The organism is Paucibacter sp. Y2R2-4, from assembly GCF_025717535.1.
Lineage (GTDB): Bacteria > Pseudomonadota > Gammaproteobacteria > Burkholderiales > Burkholderiaceae_C > Paucibacter_A.
The window spans coordinates 337,472-356,690 of the sequence record NZ_JAJIRO010000005.1; the positions used below are offsets into that span (position 1 = coordinate 337,472).

General features: G+C 63.3%; 13 protein-coding genes. 9 read left to right on the plus strand and 4 right to left on the minus strand.

What is annotated here, in order from left to right; all coding sequences use genetic code 11:
* The first annotated feature begins 143 nt into the window (after positions 1–143).
* Positions 144–1,562, plus strand: a complete 1,419-nt coding sequence (locus LNV06_RS19990; RefSeq protein WP_263540048.1) for an MATE family efflux transporter — start codon at positions 144–146, stop codon at positions 1,560–1,562.
* A gap of 1 nt (position 1,563) precedes the next feature.
* On the opposite strand, the gene LNV06_RS19995 is transcribed toward LNV06_RS19990, so the two are convergent.
* The gene (locus tag LNV06_RS19995; RefSeq protein WP_263540049.1) at positions 1,564–2,139 is read right to left on the minus strand and encodes a GGDEF domain-containing protein; all 576 of its coding nucleotides are present in this window, start codon (positions 2,137–2,139) and stop codon (positions 1,564–1,566) included.
* Between the two features lie 108 nt (positions 2,140–2,247).
* Complete coding sequence (locus LNV06_RS20000) at positions 2,248–3,111, minus strand: LysR substrate-binding domain-containing protein (protein WP_263540050.1); 864 nt, start codon at positions 3,109–3,111, stop codon at positions 2,248–2,250.
* A gap of 219 nt (positions 3,112–3,330) precedes the next feature.
* Here LNV06_RS20000 and LNV06_RS20005 point away from each other — a divergent pair, with 219 nt between their 5' ends.
* The 5 genes from LNV06_RS20005 to phnX all read left to right on the plus strand — a co-directional run bounded on the left by LNV06_RS20005 (position 3,331) and on the right by phnX (position 9,305).
* The gene (locus LNV06_RS20005) at positions 3,331–4,311 is read left to right on the plus strand and encodes a putative 2-aminoethylphosphonate ABC transporter substrate-binding protein (protein ID WP_263540258.1); all 981 of its coding nucleotides are present in this window, start codon (positions 3,331–3,333) and stop codon (positions 4,309–4,311) included.
* 116 nt (positions 4,312–4,427) lie between these two features.
* Positions 4,428–5,537, plus strand: coding sequence for an ABC transporter ATP-binding protein (locus tag LNV06_RS20010; protein WP_263540051.1), 1,110 nt, complete (start codon positions 4,428–4,430; stop codon positions 5,535–5,537).
* Positions 5,534–7,294, plus strand: coding sequence for a putative 2-aminoethylphosphonate ABC transporter permease subunit (locus tag LNV06_RS20015; protein ID WP_263540052.1), 1,761 nt, complete (start codon positions 5,534–5,536; stop codon positions 7,292–7,294). Before LNV06_RS20010 ends, LNV06_RS20015 begins: the two co-directional genes overlap by 4 nt.
* 40 nt (positions 7,295–7,334) lie before the next feature.
* Complete coding sequence (locus tag LNV06_RS20020; RefSeq protein WP_263540053.1) at positions 7,335–8,450, plus strand: TIGR03364 family FAD-dependent oxidoreductase; 1,116 nt, start codon at positions 7,335–7,337, stop codon at positions 8,448–8,450.
* Between the two features lie 33 nt (positions 8,451–8,483).
* A complete protein-coding gene (gene phnX, locus LNV06_RS20025) occupies positions 8,484–9,305 on the plus strand; it encodes a phosphonoacetaldehyde hydrolase (RefSeq protein ID WP_263540054.1) in 822 nt (273 codons plus the stop codon).
* A 577-nt stretch (positions 9,306–9,882) separates the two neighbouring features.
* On the opposite strand, the gene LNV06_RS20030 is transcribed toward phnX, so the two are convergent.
* Positions 9,883–11,592: an alkaline phosphatase D family protein gene (locus LNV06_RS20030; RefSeq protein WP_263540055.1), complete on the minus strand. Its 1,710-nt coding sequence runs from the start codon at positions 11,590–11,592 to the stop codon at positions 9,883–9,885.
* Between the two features lie 225 nt (positions 11,593–11,817).
* Between LNV06_RS20030 and LNV06_RS20035 the strand changes: the two genes are divergently transcribed.
* A complete protein-coding gene (locus LNV06_RS20035; protein WP_263540056.1) occupies positions 11,818–12,444 on the plus strand; it encodes a PEP-CTERM sorting domain-containing protein in 627 nt (208 codons plus the stop codon).
* 62 nt (positions 12,445–12,506) lie between these two features.
* Here the strand turns inward: LNV06_RS20035 and LNV06_RS20040 are convergent, their stop codons facing one another.
* On the minus strand, positions 12,507–14,429 hold the full coding sequence (locus tag LNV06_RS20040) for a glucokinase (RefSeq protein WP_263540057.1): 1,923 nt from the start codon (positions 14,427–14,429) through the stop codon (positions 12,507–12,509).
* Between the two features lie 539 nt (positions 14,430–14,968).
* On the opposite strand from LNV06_RS20040, the gene glk reads away from it, so the two are divergent.
* On the plus strand, positions 14,969–16,012 hold the full coding sequence (gene glk / locus LNV06_RS20045) for a glucokinase (protein ID WP_263540058.1): 1,044 nt from the start codon (positions 14,969–14,971) through the stop codon (positions 16,010–16,012).
* Between the two features lie 320 nt (positions 16,013–16,332).
* Entirely contained in the window at positions 16,333–19,122 is a 2,790-nt protein-coding gene (locus LNV06_RS20050) for a TonB-dependent receptor (protein WP_263540059.1), read from the plus strand.
* Positions 19,123–19,219 lie beyond the last annotated feature (97 nt).

The window sequence follows — 19,219 nt, forward strand, 5'->3', positions numbered from 1 at the left end:
TGGCGTGCATCGCGCTTGTAACAATAGCGCGACTGCAGTCTAAGGGCTCGCTGTGGCTTATCGCCCACGGGTGCGGGGCTGTGGGCCGGTCAGCAGATGCCGTGCTGGCTTTTTGCTTTTCTTCGTTCCTGCGTTTTTTGTTGATGCCCAAGTCTGCCTCGCCCCGCGCCTCAGTCGCCAACGCGCCAGCGCCAGCGCCCAAGCTGCTGGCCCTGGCCTGGCCCTTGTTCATGGAGTTGTGGCTGGCGATTGCGCTGGGCTTGGTCGGCACCGCCCTGGCCGCGCGCATCTCAGACGCCTCCGCCGGCGGCTTTGCGCTGGCGAACCAGTTGGCGGGCACGCTGTTCATTTTGTTTCGGGTGATTGGTGCCGGCGTGAGCGTGGTGCTGACCCAAAGCCTGGGCGCGGGACGGCGCGACGCGGCCGACGCGGTGGCTCGGGCGGTGCTGGGCGCCAGCACTTGGATCGGCGCCTTCACCGCGGTGGCGGCCTTGTTTGCCGCCGGGCCGCTGCTGCGGCTCTTGAACGCGCCGGCCGAGGTGCTGCCCTTGGCCCTGCCTTTCTTGCAAGCGCTGGCGCCGGCCTTGTTGCTGGATGCCTGGAACGCCTCGATGTCGGCCGTCATGCGCGCGCATCTGCGCAGCCGCGAGGCCTTGATGGTGGTGGTGGTGATGCAACTCACCCATCTGGGTCTGGCTTTGCCCTTGATGCTGGGTTGGGGGCCGCTGCAAGCGCTGGGCATTCCGCCCTTGGGCCTGCCCGGCTATGCGGTGGCGCTGACTTTGAGCCGCGCCCTCGGCCTGAGTCTGCATCTGCTGCTGTGGCGCAGCCGCTTGGGTCTGCGGCCGCTGGCCAGCGATTGGTGGCGGCTGCCGCGCGCTGAGTTGGGCGCGGTGCTGCACATCGGCCTGCCCGGTGCGGCCGAGAACATTGCCTATCGACTGGCCTTTATGGTCAGCGTGGGCGTGGCGGGTTTGCTGGGCGCCACCGCGTTGGCGACGCAGGCCTACGCCTTGCAGCTGATGGGCTTTGTGATGATGTTTGGCATCGCCACCGGCTTTGCCGTGGAGATTGTGGTCGGCCACATGATTGGTGCCGGCCGCCTGCATGCGGCGCATCAGCTGGTGAGGCGGGCGCTGGGGTGGGGCTTGGTGGTCAGCGTGTTGGTGGCGCTAGCAGCGGCCCTGGCCGGGCCGTATTTGATGGCGCTCTTTACCGAAGATCCGGCCATCATCCGGGCGGGCTGCCAGCTGCTCTGGCTGACCGTCTTGCTGGAGCCGGGCCGCACCTTCAATCTGGTGGTGATCAATGCCTTGCGTGCCGCTGGAGATGCACGTTATCCGGTGATGGCCGGGGCGGCGTCGATGTTGCTGGTTTTGGCGGGCGGCAGCTGGCTCTTGGCCATCCACTTCGATTTGGGCGTGCAGGGCTTGTGGATTGCCTATGCCTTGGATGAGTGGATTCGCGGCCTCTTGATGTGGCGACGCTGGGCCAGCCATGCTTGGGTGCCGCATGCGAGGGCAGCGGGCCGTCGCTTGCGGCAACGGCCCGTTTCAGCATGAGTCAGTCTTGGCTGGGCCAAACGCCCGGCTGCACATCAAAGCGCGGATACCAGTCGGAGGGCAGACTGCCGGCCCAAACGCGGTTGTGGTGCGGCTGCAAGCGCTTCTTGCCGAAGGTCATGCGGGCATCGGCCAGCGAGAGCAGACTGGTGGCGCTCCAGTCGCTGCCGGGCGGGCTGGCGGCCGCACCCAGGGTGACGGTGATGGGGCTGGGGCCCTCCAAGCTGGCGAACTCGGTGGCGACTTCGCCGCGCAGCGCTTCGGCCTTGTCGACCGCGGCTTGCAAATCGGCGCCGGGCAGCAGCATGACGAATTCATCGCCGCCCAGGTGAGCGAGGCTGGCGCCTGCGGGCAGGCGCTCTGTCAGCAGCTTGGCCACGCGCATCAAGACGGCCTTGGCCTTGTCCGAACCTTGGTCGTCCAGATAGCTCTTGAAGTGATCGAGGTCAAAGGTCAGCGCGGCCAGCGGGGTGCCGGCGGCGCGGGCCGCGTTGGCGGCGGATTCCATCTGGCGCTGCAGAGCTGGGCGATCCAGCAGGCCGTCGAGCTCAAGTTTGTCGGCAATCAGATTGGGCATTGAGCACTCCTATGAGGGACACGCCACCATAGTATGCAGGCCGGCGCGCCCTGGCACGCTCCAAATCCCCTAGTTTTTGAACTTGGTGCCTTTGGTCGGTCAAACCGGTCAAGCCGGCCGCTGACAGGCAACCAAAAAAGTGTCGATCAGACGTGAGTCGCGCCGGTCCTTCAGGCAGTAGAGGTATTCACGCACCTGCGGCACCTCGCCGTCAAAAGGCAGGACTTTCAGCTCCGGGTGCTCGCAGACTTCGTTGGCGGCAAAGATGCTGACGCCCATCTGCCGGATCACCGCCTCGCGCAGCGCCTCGCGGCTGGCGATCTCCATGCTGCTGAGGGGCTGGACCTGGGCCTCGGCCAGCATTTGTTCGGTCAGCTGCCGAGTCATCGAACCACGCTCGCGCATCAGCAAAACACAGCCGCTCAGATCGCTCAAGGCGACCGTCTTGCGTCTTGCCAGCGGGTGGTCGCGGTGCACCACCAGGGCCAAGGGGTCGGCGCCCAGCTCGATGTGGTGCAGGCGGGCGTCGGTCTCCAGATGCGAAGAGGTGGCGATATCGACCCGGTACTCTTGCAAGGCGTCAATCATCTGGCGCGAATTGCCGGCGCCTATGCTGATTTCCACCTGCGGATACTGCTGGCGGTAGCGCTTCACGATGTCCAGCACATAGTAGGGCGCGGTCGCGCCAATGCGCAAGCTGCCTCTTTGCAGCTCACCGGCATTGCGCAGCGCAAATTCGAGGTCAATCTCTTGCTGCAGCAGCTGGTGCACCCGCGGCATCAGCTGCACGCCGGCGTCACTGATCAAAAGGCGGCCGCCTTCGCGGCGGAACAGCTCGACGCCGTAATGCTCCTCCAGGGCGCGAATCTGCGTGGTCACCGTCGGCTGGCTCAGGCTCAGATGTTTGGCGGCCAAGGTCACGCTGCCCAGCCGGGCCACGGTGAAAAACGCCTTCAGCTGCGTCACCAGCATGAGGGGCTCCTCCGCCAGGGACGCAAAGACGCCAATACCTGATTTTTGAAATTTGCGTCCTTTGACGCTATGTGTTCATGGCCCATCCCTACAGTTTCGCTGATCCCAAGGCAGGGCCGAAGTCGGCCGTGCGTGGAGCGAATGACCCCTAAACCTGGAGCTGTGATGCGTCAAAAATTCCTGAAGCCCCTGTGCGCTGTGTTGGGCCTGTCGGCCGTGATGTTGGGCCAAGCCTGGGCTCAAGGCAAAACCGAGTTGTTGGTCTATTCGGCCCTGGAAGCCGACCAGATCAAGGCCTACAAGGCCGCTTTCGAAGCCGACAACCCCAGCATCGAGCTGAAGTTTGTGCGCGAGTCCACCGGCATCATCACCGCCCGCCTGCTGGCTGAGAAGGCCAATCCGCAAGCCGACGCAGTCTGGGGCCTGGCCGCCACCTCGCTGATGCTGCTGGACAAAGAAGGCATGTTGCAGCCTTACGCGCCCAAGGGCTTGGAGCAGGTGCGCGCCAATATGCGTGATCCGCGCGCCCAGCCGACCTGGGTGGGCATGGACCTGTGGTCGTCGGCTGTTTGCTTCAACACGGTGGAAGCCGAAAAGCGCAAGCTGCCCAAGCCCAGCAGCTGGGCCGACCTGACTCAGCCGGTCTACAAAGGCACGGTCACCATGCCGCACCCCGCCTCCAGCGGCACCGGCTTCCTGATGGTTTCGGCCTGGCTGCAAAGCATGGGCGAGGCCAAGGGTTGGGCCTTCATGGACGCGCTGCACCAGAACATCGGCAGCTACACCCACAGCGGCTCCAAGCCTTGCCGCCAAGCCGGCGCCGGTGAGTTCCCGGTCGGCCTGAGCTTTGACTACCGCGCCAACAAGACCAAGAAGGACGGCGCGCCCATCGACATCGTCTTCCCCAAGGAAGGCTTGGGCTGGGATGTGGAAGCCACGGCCATCTTCAAGACCAGCAAGAAGCAAGACGCCGCCAAGGCCCTGGCTGACTGGGCCGTGACCAAGAAGGCCAATGAACTCTACGCCGGCAACTTCGCCGTGCTGGCCTTGCCGCAGGTGCAAGAGCGTCTGGAGTTTGTGCCTTCCGACATCGAAAAACTGCTGGTCAAGAACGACTTCAACTGGGCCGCGAGCAACCGCGACCGCATCTTGACCGAATGGGCCAAGCGCTACGAAGGCAAGGCTGAACCGAAGAAGTGAGGGGAGAGGGTTGGGGCGCCGGGAGATGTGGCCTTACGCCACATCGGGCCCGGCGCCCTTGGCCTTTGATTGCAGCCACTCACCTTTCCTGCGCCACCCACAGAAGAAGAACACCCATGCTCTCGGTACAACACATCACCAAACGCTATGGCGCCCAGCCGGTGCTGCGCGGCATTGCGCTTGAAGTGGCGCAAGGTGAATTCATCAGCTTGCTGGGCCCCTCGGGCTGCGGCAAGACCACGCTGCTGCGCATTTTGTGCGGCATCGAAACCCCCGACACCGGCAGCATTCATTTGCAGGGCCGCGACATCACCGCCTTGGCCGCCTCGCAGCGGCGCTTTGGCGTGGTGTTCCAGTCCTATGCCCTGTTTCCGAATTTAAGCGTGCTGGACAACGTGGCCTACGGTTTGCAGGCCATGAAGCGGCCGCAGCAAGAGGCGCGCGCGCTGGAGATGCTCTCGCTGGTGGGCCTGGCCGAGCAGTCGCGCAAGTTCCCGGCCCAGCTCTCTGGCGGCCAGCAGCAACGGGTGGCGCTAGCACGAGCCCTGGCGCCGCAGCCGCCGCTGCTCTTGCTGGATGAGCCCTTGTCGGCCCTGGATGCCCAGGTGCGCGTTGGCCTGCGGGCCGAAATTCGCCGGCTGCAAAAGCAGTTAGGCATCACCACCATCATGGTGACGCATGACCAGGATGAAGCCTTGTCCATGTCGGACCGGGTGGTGGTCATGCACCAAGGTCAGATCGAACAAGCCGGCACGCCGCAGCAGCTGTATGCCCGCCCGCAGACCCCTTTTGTGGCCGGCTTTGTCGGCAAGATGAATCTGCTGCAGGCCCTGGTGACCGGCGCTGGCCGCGCCCGCGTGGGCCAGCATGAGCTGCGCTGCGAGGTGGAGGACTTCAAGACTGGCAGCCCCTTGCTGCTGGGCCTGCGGCCCGAGGCCATCGTCTTGCGCCCCGAGGCCTGTGACTTTGAGGCGCCGCCCTATGGCGCCAGCAACACCGTCAAGGCGCAGGTGCAGGAGGCCATCTTCCTGGGCCCTTGCACCTTGCTGCGCTTGCGCTGCGAGGCCTTGGGCGACGTGGTCTTGGAGGTGGAACTCTCCACCTCCCGCGATGCGAGCCTGCCCGAATGGTTGGGCCTGGCCTCGGGCCAATCGGTGCTGGTGGATCTGCCGCCGCAGGCCATTCGCGGGCTGGCCCAGCCGCTGTCGATGTTGAGGGCAGCATGAGCGCGGTCTTGGATCGCTCGTTGCGGGTGCCAGGTGCTAAGCCCAACTGGGCGGCCAAATGGGCGGCCAAGTTGACGGCCAGATGGACGCTCTGGCGTGAGCGCGCGCCGCTGGCCTTGCTCTTGGGCCTGGGGCTTTTGTTGCTCTTGCTGTCCATCGCCTTGCCGGTGGGCAGCCTCTTGACGCTGAGCTTCTTTGACGCCGAAGGCCGCTTTGTTGGCCTGGCCAATTTTTTTCAGTACGCGGCCAGCCCCAATGTGGGCCGCTCGCTGTTCAACAGCTTGTGGCTGTCGGGTCTGAGTGCGCTGATCAGCGTCAGTCTCGCCTATGTCTATGCCTATGCCTTGACGCAAAGCTGCATGCCGGGGCGGCGGCTGTTTCGCGCCCTGGCCTTGCTGCCGGTCTTGGCGCCTTCGCTCTTGATGGCCATCAGCCTGATCTATTTGTTTGGCAATCAGGGCTTGCTCAAGCCTTGGCTGCAGATGCTGCCGGGCTTTGAGAGCATTTACGGCCCCTCGGGCATCGTCATCGGCTCGGTGCTCTGGACCTTGCCGCATGCGCTGCTGATTCTTTTGACCGCTCTGGGCACCAGCGATGGTCGCCTGCATGAGGCCGCCGCCAGCTTGGGCGCCAGCCGCTGGCGCATCTTTCGAACCGTGACCCTGCCGGCCAGCCGCTACGGGCTCTTGATCTCGCTGGTGGTGGTGTTTGTGATGGTGCTGACCGATTTTGGCGTGCCCAAGGTGATTGGCGGCAGCACCCAGGTGCTGGCCACCGACATTTACAAACAAGTGGTCGGCCAGCAGCGTTTGCAAATGGGTGCGGTGGTGGCGCTGGCCTTGCTCTTGCCGGCAGTCGCGGCCTTCTTTGTGGAGCAGCGCCTGCGTCGCTCGCAGGGTGCCGCGCTGACGGTGCGCGCCGTGCCGTACCAACCCACGCCTTCCAAATGGCTGGACGGCAGCCTGCTGCTGTTTTGTAGCCTGATCGCCTTGCTCTTGATGGGCGTGATGGCGGTGGCGGTGTTCGCCGCCCTGGCCACCTACTGGCCTTACAACCTGCAGCCTTCGTTGAACAACTTCCGCTTTGACATGATGGACGGCGGCGGCTGGGCCAGCTATGGCAACTCGATCAAGATGGCCTTGTCTTGCGCGGTGTTGGGCGCGGTCTTGAGTTTCTTCACGGCCTATTTGGTGGAAAAGCCGCGCCGTTTTGCGGCCGCTCGCAGCCTGCTCAATGCGATTGCCAGCCTGCCGATGGCGGTGCCGGGCTTGGCGCTCGGCCTGGGCTACATCATGTTTTTCAATGCGTCTTGGAACCCGCTGCATGGGCTATACGGAACTTTGAGTTTGCTGGTCATCTGCACCGTGGCGCATTACTACTCGGTGGCGCACATCACCCAGCTCTCGGCCCTGCGCCAGCTGGACCCGGAGTACGAATTGGTGGCCGAGTCCTTGGGCGTGCCCTTCTGGCGCACGCTGTGGCGAGTGCATCTGCCGGTCAGCTTGCCCACGCTCATGCAGGTGGCGGGTTACTTCTTCGTCAATGCCTTGACTACCGTCTCGGCCGTGGTGTTTTTGTACTCGCCCGAAACCACCTTGGCCTCGGTGGCGGTGCTGGCCATGGATGACGCCGGCGATATCGGCCCGGCCGCAGCCATGGCGGTTTTGATCTTCGCCACCGCCGCCCTGGGCCGCTTGCTGATTGGCTTGCTGGAGGCTTTGTTGGTCAGCAAGACCCAGGCCTGGCGGGCTCGCTGAAGCTTTGTTTGATTCCCTTCCTGAAACTGAAAAATAGAACATGAAGTACGACTTGATTGTGGTGGGCGCCGGCATCGTCGGCCTGGCCCATGCCTATGCAGCGGCCCAGCGTGGCCTCAAGGTGCTGGTGCTGGAGCGCGACGCGGCTTGCGTGGGCGCCTCGATCCGCAACTTCGGCTTTGTCACCGTGACCGGCCAGAAGGGCGGCGCCAGCTGGGGCCGCGCGCGCCGCTCGCGCGAAGTCTGGGCCGAAGTCGCGCCGCAGGCCGGCATTGAGGTGGTGCACAGCGGCCTGTACCTGGCCGCCGAGCGCGAGGAAGCGCACACGGTGCTGGAGGCCTTCATGGCCACCGAGATGGCTCAAGGTTGCGAACTGCTGAGCCCGAGCGATGCGCAGCAGCGTGCCGGCGGCGTTTTGCATGCCGATGCCTTGCAAAGCGTGCTCTACAGCCCGCATGAGCTGCGCGTCGAGTCGCGCACCGCCATCCCGCGCCTGAGCAGCTGGCTGGCCGCCGCGCACGGCGTGGAGTTCCGCTTTGGCGAGAGCGTTCTGTCGGTCCAGACCCCGCATGTGCAAAGCTCGCGCGCCAGCTATCAGGCCGAGCGTGTGGTGGTCTGCGCCGGTGCCGAGCTGAATGGCTTGTTTGCCACCTCTTGGACGCCGCATCAGCTGCGTCTGTGCCAGCTGCAGATGCTGCGGGTGCGCCCCGAGGCCGGCTTCAAGCTGCCGGGCTCGGTGATGGGGGACTTGAGTTTGGTGCGTTATGAGGGCTATTCGGAGCTGCCCGAAGCCCAGGCCCTGCGTGCGCGCCTGGAAGCCGAGGAGGGCGCCAGCCTGTCCCATGGCATTCATTTGATCGTGGTGCAAAGCGCCGACGGTTCGCTGGTGGTGGGCGACTCGCACCACTACGGCCCGGTGCTGCCGCCCTTTGCCTCCGAGGAAGTGGACGCCTTGATCTTGCGTCATCTGCGCTCGACGCTGCAGCTGCGCGAGGCGGTGGTGACCGAGCGCTGGGTCGGCACCTACCCTTCATCCTTGACGGAGCCTTGCCTGGTGGAGACCCCGGCGCCCGAGACCCGTTTGGTCACCGTCACCAGCGGCACCGGCGCCAGCACCGCCTTTGGTTTGGCCGAAGAAGTCTTTGCCGCCTGGTAAATCCCACATCCAAGAAGAAAGAACAGTTCAAGCATGAGCACCGAAAACAAGAACTCTTTGCAAGCCGTCGTTTTTGATTGGGCCGGCACCATCATTGACTTTGGCAGCCAAGCGCCGATGGGCGCCTTTGTCCAACTCTTTGCCCGTTATGGCGTGGAGATCAGCATTGCCGAAGCGCGAGTGCCCATGGGTTTGGCCAAGTGGGACCATATCCACGCCCTGGGCAATCAGCCGCAGATCGCCGCACGCTGGCTGGCTCGCCACGGCCGCGCTTTCTCCAACGCCGACTGCGACGAGTTGTACGAGGTCTTCACCCCGATGAACCAAGAAAGCGTCAAGCAACATGCGACGCTGATCCCGGGTGCTTTGGACGCGGTGGCGGCCTTGCGCGAGCGCGGCCTTAAAATCGGCTCCACCACCGGCTACAACCGCCCCATCATGGAGGTGGTGGCGCCCTTGGCTGCCGTCCAGGGCTATGTGCCCGACAACCTGGTTTGCGCCGGTGACATGGCCAGCGCAAGACCTGGCCCCCTGATGATGGTGCGCACGCTGTCGGATCTGGGCGTTTGGCCGCCGAGCAGTGTGGTCAAGGTGGATGACACCGTGCCCGGTCTGCAAGAAGGCCGTGCCATTGGCGCCTGGGTGGTGGGTCTGGCCATCACTGGCAACACCTTGGGTTTGAGCGAAGCGGAATGGACGGCTTTGCCTGCCGATCGCCAAGCCGAACTGCGCGAACAAGCGACCCAGGAACTGCTGGCAGGTGGCGCGCATTTTGTGATTGATGGTGTGCATCAACTCTTGCCGCTGATCGACGAGATCGAGCGGCGTGTGGCGGCTGGGGAGCGGCCGGAGTAAGTTCTCGGTTCGCTGTTCTTCTTGGGCGGCTTGCGCGGAGGGCACTGCAGCCCGGGACGTTGCCGGGCTCATGGCTCGGGGGTTGGCACGATGTGCCAACTTCCCTGTGCTGCTCGCAACTGAGGGCCGGCGCAGAACTCACTTCACTCGCTGCGCTCGTTTCGTTCAAACATGCTGCGCCAAGCCAGAGCTTGAAGCGCGCTGCGCGCGCGCCCTCCATTGCTGCGCTGCTCGGCCCCTCACAAATCGCCCGTCAACGACCCGGGCTACAGCGCGCTTGCATGGCCAGCGATGTGTCTTGCCTCGTGGCGAAAGCCAAACCCGCAGGCGGCCTGGCCCGACGACGGGCGATTTGTGCCCGGCCGACGGCGCAGCGGAGTGGGTCAGGCGCGCGCAGCGCGCATCAAGCTCTGACTTGGCGGCACCTGTTTGAACGCAGTGAGCGCAGCGAGCGAAGTGAGTTTGCCGCCGCTGACCCGCGCAGTGAGCAAGGAGGGGAGTCGGCTCGTCAGAGCCGACCCGGGCACCATGAGTACGGCGGCGGGCCGGGCCGCCGGAGCTCGCATGAAAAGCCTCTTCAAACCTCCGTCAAACGACGCGCACCCGCACCCGGCAAGACGGCCAGCGAGCGGCCGATGCTGGTTTCGTAAGTCTTGGACTTGACGGTGCTGACGTAGTGCCAGTCGCAGCGGCATTGCTGAGCGTTGGCGGTGACGACCATAAAGCCGCGTTGGTGGGTGTTGGCGTACTTCAAGGGGCCGATGATTTGCTCGAGGCCGCCGGCCACGGCCAAGGGGTTCTCGTTCGGGAAGTACTCTTCAAAGCCGGGCGAGCTGACGCCGGGGGTGGCGAATTCCACGCCGACTTGATTGCCTTGGTAGTCTTGCAAATCGCTGGCCCAGGCATTGTGGGTATCGCCGGCCAGAACCACCAGGTTCTTGTTCAGCGCGCGGGCGGTGCCCAACACGGTTTCGCGGGCAACGGCGTAGCCGTCCCAGGCGTCGAGGTTGTAGGGGATGGAGGGCTGCGCAAGGATGGCTTTTTGCGTTGGCGTCAGCGCGGCCGGATTGCTTTGGGCCAGGGCCAGCAAGGCGACATAGTCCGAGAAGCTGATTTGGCCCAGCACCAGCGGCGCGGGGATGTTCATGCGTGCCATCAAAACCTGTTGGCCCAACACCTGCCAGGTGGCGCTGCTGGCGGCCAGGCGGCCTTGCAACCACTGCGATTGCTGGCTGCCCAGCAACTGGCGCGTCGGGTTGCCTATATCGGTGGCGAACTGCTGCGCATTGAAGCCGTTAGCGCCCATGTAATTGGCGTAGCTCAGCTGCTTGTCGCGAGCCAAGACGCGGGTGTCCAGCATGTGCAGGTCCAGCACATTGCCGAACTTGAAGGAGCGGAAGATGACTTCCGGGCGCGCGGCGTCGGTGCGGATCGGCATCCACTCGTGATACGCCTTCATGGCTGCTGCGCGACGCAGGGCGAAGTCGCCTTCGGTCTCGGGCGTATGGTTCTCGGCGCCGTCCTTCCAGGTGTCGTTGGCGAACTCATGGTCGTCCCAGACGCAGATGAAAGGCAGGACCGCGTGCAGCTCTTGCAGATCGGCGTCGCTGCGGTATTGGGCGTAGCGCTGGCGATAGTCGGCCAGGCTCAGCAACTCGTTCACCGGCAAAGACTCGCGGCCCATCTGGACAGCTTCGCCAGAGGCATAGCCGCCGCGAGGGTATTCGTAGATGTAATCGCCCAAATGCACGGCAGCGTCCAGGTCGGCCATCTTGGCGGCTTCGGCGTAGACGTTGAAATAGCCAGCGGGATAGTTCGAGCAAGAGAATACCGCCAGCTTGACCGGGGCCTGGCCGCCGTTAGCCAAGGTGCGGGTGCGGCCGGTGCGCGAGACCTGGCCATTGACGACAAAACGGTAGTACAGCGTGCTGGCGGCAGGCAGGCCCAGCACATCGACCTTGACGGTGTGGTCGCGGTCCGCCAGCGCTTGAGCACGGCCACGGCGCAGCAACTGCGTGAAGCCAGCGTCGCTGGCGACATCCCAATTCACGGTGACCGAAGCGCCCAGAGCCGGGTTGACGCGCGTCCACAAGATCACGCGGTCGGCCAGCGGGTCGCCGCTGGCCACGCCGTGGGTGAAGGGCGAATCGGGGTTGATGACCGAGGCGGCGCGCACCACGCTGGATGCGGCTGGTGCGGCCAGACCGACCACGCTGACGTCGCGCATGAAGGCGCGGCGATTGAAGGAGGGCTTGCTAGAACTGGGCTTGCGAGAGGCTTGGGTCATGGCTGAACCTTGGGGCTGATTGCGGCAGTGAAAAGGATGGGAGCCGATCGGGCTCGTCGCGCCGCAGCATAGGTTTGACGCATGACAGAACACCTCGTTCTGAGCCTTGTGGCCATGGGTCATCCGGCTCTTGATCCGTTCGGCAGGGGTGCTTGTCCGACGCAAGTCATGCCGGCTGCCTAAGCTCTCGCTTCAATTCGATTCATTCGCTTGAGGATGCAGTACATGAGCAAGAACACAGTCGGTTTTCTGAATTCGGCGCTGCGCAAGAAAGTTGCTGCCGCCGTGTTGCTGGGCGCGGCCTCGGTCGGCTCGGCCCAGGCCTTGACGCTGAGCTCGCAAACGCTCAATGGCGCTGAACTCAGCGATCTGTCGAGCCCCGGTTTGCTCGCCTTGGATCTGAGTTTTTTCAGCACCGCGCCTGTCGCCCTGGAGTTTGAATTGGACGCGGCCGATGTCGGACAGTCGATTGCCTTCAACTCGATCGTGAAGGCTGTGGGCGGCGCGGACTTTCTGTCCGACCTGCATCTGCAAGTGGGTGGTGGCGCCCAGTTCAGCAGCATCGGCAGTGCCTACACGTTGTCGGGACAAGATCTCGCGGTGACGCCTTCGAACACACCGCTCAGTCTGGTCAGCGTGCACAGCGAAGGCCAGAACGAGCTCTATTTGGGCGACCCGTTTTCGGAAGGCAAGGCCGACTGGCGCATTCAGTTCGGCAATCTGCAGCAGGGCGAGCGCTTTGTGTTGAACATCAGCCAGGTCAGCGCCGTGCCGGAGCCGACCACGGCCGCCATCTTGGCTCTGGGCCTGGTGGCTTTGTTCCTCTTGAGCCGGGTGCGTCGCCCCGACTGAGCGGAGCTTGGCTGAAGGCATCAAGAAAAAGCCGCTGCTATCCTGCAGCGGCTTTTCTTTTGTCAGCGGCTGTGCGAAGTCAGCCGCGCTAAGGGCGAAGCCAAGCTGACACCCGGCGCGGTACGGCCGGCACTGGCGGCCGGCTTCAGGCCGGCTTCATCCGCGCTTTGCGCAGCCGGTGGCAGCAGGTCCACGCCTTCCGGGTTGCGCCGCATGGCCACACCCACGGCCAAGATGTCGATCACCAGCAGGTGCAAGATGCGGCTGACCATGGGCACATGGGTGGCCACGTCTTCTTGGTGGTCCACGATCAGCGCCACATCGGCCTTGCGAGCCAGCGGCGATTGACCGGCGGTGATAGCGATCACAAAAGCGCCGCGCGCATGCGCCGCGTCCATCACTTCCAGCAACTCCGGCAAACGGCCGCTATTGCTGATGACCACGGCCACATCCCCGGGTTTGAGCACGTTCGCGGCGAGGCGTTGTAGGCGCGGGTCGGTGTAGGCGGCGCTGGGCATGCCAAAGCGCAGGAACTTGAACTCCGCGTCTTGCGCCACCACGCCGTAATGCCCCAGGGCATAAAACTCGATGCGGCCGGCATGCAGCAGCAGCTCGACGGCGCGGGCAATCATGTCGCGGTTCAACTGGCTGCGTACCTGCAGAATCGCCGAGGCGGTGTTGCCCAGCACCTTGGCGCCCAGCTCCAACATCGAGTCATCCAGATTCACCTGGCTGTGGGTCACGGGCACGGTGCCGGTCAGGCCCGAGGCCAGGCGCAGTTTGAAGTCCGACAAGCCCTCGCAGCCCAAGGTGCGGCAAAAGCGAATCACAGTGGGCTGGCTGACATTGGCCGCACGGGCGATGGTGGCAATCGGGTCGTTGAGCGCGGAGCGCGGATGCGCCAGCACATGCTCGGCCACGCGCAGCTCGGCCGGCGACAACTCGGCGCGGGCGCGGCGGATCTGGCCCAGCAGGCCGGCTCCGGGCTGGGTCTGCAAGGTGCGGAGCTGGGCCTCCAGAATCGCGGATGCGCCCTTGAAGGTGGCGTGCTCGGCGGTGATGACAAAGGTCGGGATGCCGGCCACATAGTCGCTGAAGCGGCCCTTGTCTTCGAAGCGAGCACGGAAGGGCGAGCGATCGAAAGCAGCGCCCAGGCGCGGCACGATGCCGCCACCGATATAAATGCCGCCCAAGGCGCCCAGCGTGACCGCCAAATTGGCCGCCGCCGTGCCCAGCAGGGCGCAAAACACTTCCAGGGTTTCGACGCAGAGCGGGTCTTCTTGGTCCAAGGCGCGCTGGGTGATGTCGGGCGCGCCCAACTCTTCGGCCCGCGCATTGCGGTAGTCGGCCAGGGCGCGATAAATCAGCTCCAAACCGGGGCCCGACAGCAATCGCTCAAACGACACATGCGGGAACTGCCGCCAGGCATGACGCAGGATGGCGATCTCGCGCTCATCGCGCGGGGCGAAATTGGTGTGGCCCCCCTCGGTGCCGAGCGCGATCCAGCCGTCGCCGGTAGGAATCAGCCCTGACACGCCCAGGCCCGAGCCCGAGCCCAGCAGGCCGATCACGCTGGGCATGCGGGCCTCGCCGCCACCGATCTGGCGCACCTCATGGGCCGACAGCCGCGGCAAAGCCATGGCCAGCGCCGTGAAGTCGTTCACCACCACCAGCGTGTCCAGCCCGAGGCGGGCGCGCATCTCTTCGATGGAGAACTGCCAGTGGTAATTGGTCATGCGCACCTGATCGCCTTCGACCGGGTTGGCAATGGCGATGGCGGCATGCGCAATCTGCTGCACATCCGGGGCATCGGCAGCGCTGCTCAAGCCTGCGAGATAGCTGCTGACTGCGGCATGAAAGTCCGCATGGTCCGCGCAGCGCAGCGAGGCGATATGGCTGAACTCGCCCGGCTTGGCCTCCAGAGCAAAACGCGCATAGGTGCCGCCGATGTCGGCGATCAAACGTGGGCTGTCAAGGCTCGACATAGATAGGCGAAGTCGCTGCTGGCGGGTTTGTGGGGCGGGTCACTGCCCCGGGGAGGAGAGATGAATCTTGGGCGCTGCATTATGGGGCCGCGCATGCCGTGCCCGGGACAGGGCTGGCCCGGGGCAGCCAGGCCTGTCTCGTGGACGGCGGCCTGCCGCTGAAGCATTTTGGATGTAGTTTGTAGCTTGACTACAGGCTGCGCTCAGCGAACCTTTGTCATGAAATCACCACGTTTTCATAGGTGATCCTATTGATTTGCCCCTTTGGGGCAGGTTCTTGCTGAGGGCTTGGGTGCATTCGGGTCAAAGGCTATTGCGTGATGAATGTAGTTTTGTTACCTTTCGTGCCTGAGGCGGGGTGCTTGGGTCTGGTTTGGCTCGCTCCCGGTGTGAAAACTGATTCGGCTGCCTGTGTGGCTCGGGTCTGATGGGTCCAAAACAATCGTGCAAGCTCTTCCTTCTCTTTTCAGGCCCAGGGCTCTCGCCCGGGAGAAAGTGCCTGACTTTGCGCTCGGTTCGGCTTGCTGTGGAGGTGCCCTGTGCTGAGTGCGAGCTATCCCTGCTTGGTGGCTGATGTCGGCGGCACCAATGCGCGCTTTGCTTGGGTGGCGTCTGCGGGCGCGCCGGTTACTGATATTGCGGTGCTGCCGGTGCATGCGCATGCGGGTCCAGCGGCAGCGGCGCAGTCCTATTTGTCGCAATTGCAAATTGGCTTGGGGGCGAGTTACCAAGCGCCGCGTCGCGCCGCTCTGGCTGTGGCGACTGCGGTGGCTGGAGACCGCGTCGAGCTGACCAATGGGCATTGGAGCTTCTCGCGTCAGGAGTTGCAGCAGGCTCTGGGGCTGGATTCCCTTTTGGTCTTGAATGACTTCGAGGCCTTGGCTTTGTCTTTGCCGCGCTTGCAGGCTGGGCAGTTGCGTCCGTGGCCGCAAGCTTCCGGCGTTGCGGGTGAAGTCGCGCCTCAGGCATCGGTGCTCGGTTCGGCGCCCGGTCCGACGTTGGCGGTGATTGGTCCCGGCACGGGCTTGGGTGTGGCGGGTGTGACCCGGGTGCGCGGCGAGTGGGTGGCCTTACCAGGTGAGGGTGGGCATATGACGCTGGCGCCCGGTGATGCCCTTGAGAGTGAGTTGCTGGCCTTTGTGCGGCGCACCTATGAACATGTGTCGGCCGAGCGCTTGCTCTCGGGCATTGGTCTGCCCTTGCTACACAGCGCGGTGGCGGCAGTGCGCGGGGCTGCGGGTTCGCCAGCAGGGATGCCGGCCTTGCCTGCGGAAGTCATTGTCGAGCGCGGCTTGGCGCGCTCGGATGCGCATTGCGAAGAGACGCTGGAGGTCTTTTGTGCCTTGCTCGGCGGCTTTGCCGGCAATGTGGCCTTGACCTTGGGGGCGCGCGGCGGAGTGTTCATTGGTGGCGGCATCGTGCCGCGCTTGGGTGAGCGCTTTTTTGCTTCGCGCTTCCGGGAGCGCTTCGAGGCCAAGGGGCGCTTCCGTGGCTATCTGGCTGACATCCCGACCGCCTTGATCACTGACACCTTGGCGGCCCTGGGTGGCTCAGCCTTGGCTTTGGATCAGCAGCACGACTAAGGTGCATGCAGCGCAATGATGCGCTGTAGTTGACTTTCATTTGAGATGTAGTTTGGGTACTTGGCGTTTGTTGCGACTTGGTATCGAAGTGGTCTTTGGTGCGTCATTTCAAGTGATTTCTAGGGTGTAACCCTTGATTTGCGAGTAAAAAAGCGAAGAAACTTGAAGTAACAAAACAACATCTAGGGTTTACGTTTGTTCCTTGTAAATCTAGTTTTGGTACAAATCGCTTTGTGACATGGAGTTCTTGGGTTCTGTGCTTGTGAGACGAAAAACAGGTACAGAGCAATGTTGTTGGGTTTGGCTTGAGGAGACAGTGAATGAATACTTCCGTAGAGAAGCGCAAGCAGTCCAAGGCTGTGACGCGCGAAATTTTTAGCATCAAACCGGTGGCCCTGGGCTGCGGTTTGTTGATGTTGGCCACCGGTGCTGCTTACGCGCAGCAGGCCTCAGAAAAGCTGGACACAGTCACTGTGACCGGCATTCGAAAAGGCATTGAAGCGGCCATTTCGATCAAGAAGAATTCGGATTCCATCGTCGAGGCCGTGTCGGCCGAAGACATCGGCAAGCTGCCGGACAACAGCATCGCTGAGTCGATCGCTCGTTTGCCTGGTTTGTCGGCCCAGCGCGTGGCCGGTCGTGCCCAGGTGATCAGCGTGCGCGGCTTGTCGCCCGACTTCGCCACCACTTTGCTGAACGGCCGCGAGCTGGTCAGCACCAGCGACAACCGCAGCGTCGAGTTCGACCAATACCCTTCCGAGCTGCTGTCCGGTGTGACCGTGTTCAAGACGCCTGACGCCGGTCTGGTAGGTCAGGGCCTGTCGGGTACCTTGGACATGCAATCGGTGCGTCCGCTGAACTTCGGCAGCCGTGTCGTGACCTTCAATGTGCGCGGCTCCAACAACTCCTTGGGCTCGGCCGCCAATGCCAGCGGCACCGGCAACCGCTTGAGCGCCAGCTATATCGACCAGTTCAACAACCGCACCCTGGGTATCGCGATTGGCTTCGCGCACCAGGAGACGCCGGTGGCTGAAAACCAGACGGGCACTTACGAGCCTTACTTCGCCAACCCGACCACGACGGCCAATGAAAACCGCCATCGTCCCGGTGTGGCCGACGGTGTCTTCATGACCGACGGCGTCAAGGCGCTGCGCCGCAGCGGCTTCACCAAACGTGATGGCGTGATGGCCACGGTCGAGTGGAAGCCCACCAGCGACTGGACCAGCACCCTGGATCTGTTCAGCTCCAAGACCAAGCAGACCGACACCGCCAACCAGTTCGAGTCGCACCTGTACTACAACGGCAGCTACCCTTGCGAGCCGGCTTGCACCTGGACCAACCCGGTCGTCAATTCCAGCGGCACCCTGGTCGGTGGCACCGTGGCCAGCGTCTATCCGCTGGTGCGCGGCCAGTACAACCGCCGAGAAGACAAGATCAACGCCATTGGCTGGAACAATGCCTTCAAGCTGGCGGGTGTGGCCCTGTCGGCCGATGCCAGCTACTCCAAGGCCAATCGCGACGAAACCAATCTGGAAGTCAACACCCAGCTGGTGCCGGCCAAGCAATTGGACAGCCTGACCTTGTTGTTCCCCAACAATGGCTTCGTCACCATGAACCCGGGCCGTGACTACTCGGACCCGAGCAAGCTCTTCCTGCGCGACAGCATTTACGGCTCGGGCTATGCCCGCATCCAGAACATCGAAGACGAACTGGGCAGCCTGAAGCTGTTGGCCAAGGTGCCGGCACCGGATTCGCTGGGCAGCTGGTTTGCCGATTTCGATCTGGGTCTGAACTATGTGGACCGCAAGAAGTCCAAGCATCAGCCTGAAGGCCCGATCACTTTGAAGGGCACCGAGGCGCCGATCTCGTCCGACCTGATCTACAAATCGGTCAACTTGGACTTTGCCGGTTCCAACCTGAGCTCCATCCCGTCCTTCAATGTGCCCGGCATCGTCGACAAGTACATGAACCTCTCGCCCAGCGAGACCGATGCGGCCTACAAGATCCCGGGTGCCTGGACCGCCAAGGAAAAGATCACCACCGGCTTCCTGAAAGCCAATATCGACTCCAACTGGGGCGGTGTGTCGGTGCGCGGCAATTTCGGCGTGCAAGTGCAAGCGGTGAACCAGTCTTCGCAAGCCAATTACTGGGACGCTGCAGCGCCCGCCGGCCAGAACGTCAAGCCGGTGGACGACGGCAAGACCTATACCGATGTCTTGCCTAGCCTGAACCTGGCTTTCGGCCTGGGCAATGACCAGACCGTGCGCTTTGCCTTGGCTCAGCAAGTGGCCCGTCCACGTGTGGACCAACTGCGCGCCGCCATCAACTTCGGCGTCGACCAGTCCACCGGCAAGCCGGGTGCCAGCGGCGGTAACCCTCGCCTGGACCCTTGGCGTGCTGATGCCGTGGACATCTCTTACGAGAAGTACTTCGGCAACAAGGCCTACTTCGCGGCTGCGGCTTTCTACAAAAAGCTCAACAGCTACATCTACACACAGAGCAATGCCTATGACTTCTCGAAGTTCATTGCCGGCTATGTGCCACCCGTGGGCTCGCCTCCTGCTCAGACCACCGGTCAGTTTGAGGCGCCTTACAACGGCCAAGGCGGCAATCTGAGTGGTTTGGAGTTGTCGGTGTCCTTGCCCTTCGCGCAGTTCTCGCCCATGTTGAACGGCTTCGGCTTGATCGCCAGCACCAGCATGACGAACAGCAGCATCAAGATCAAGGCCGACCCGAACAGCCAGTCGTCGGTGGGCTCTGCTGACATCTCGCTGCCAGGCTTGTCCAAGACGGTCAGCAACCTGACTTTCTACTATGAGAACAGCGGTTTCGAGGCTCGCATCAGCCAGCGTCGTCGCTCTGATTTCATTGGCGAAATCAAGAACTTCGATGCCTCGCGTTCTTTGCGTTATGTGGTGGGGGAAAACATCACCGATGCTCAGATCGGCTACAACTTCAACGATGGCAGCATGAAGGGCCTGGGCCTGACCTTGCAGGTGAACAACCTGACCGACTCGGCCTTCCGCACCTACTTCGGTACCAAGGATCGCCCAGGCGAGTTCATCAAGTGGGGCCGTACCGTCATGCTCGGCGCCAGCTACAAGTTCTGATCTGAAGCGCCTATTCAAGCCTTGAATACGGCACACTGAAGGACCCCTGCAGGCCGCAATGCCCGCAGGGGTCTTTTTCAATTTCGGCTCAGCTCTT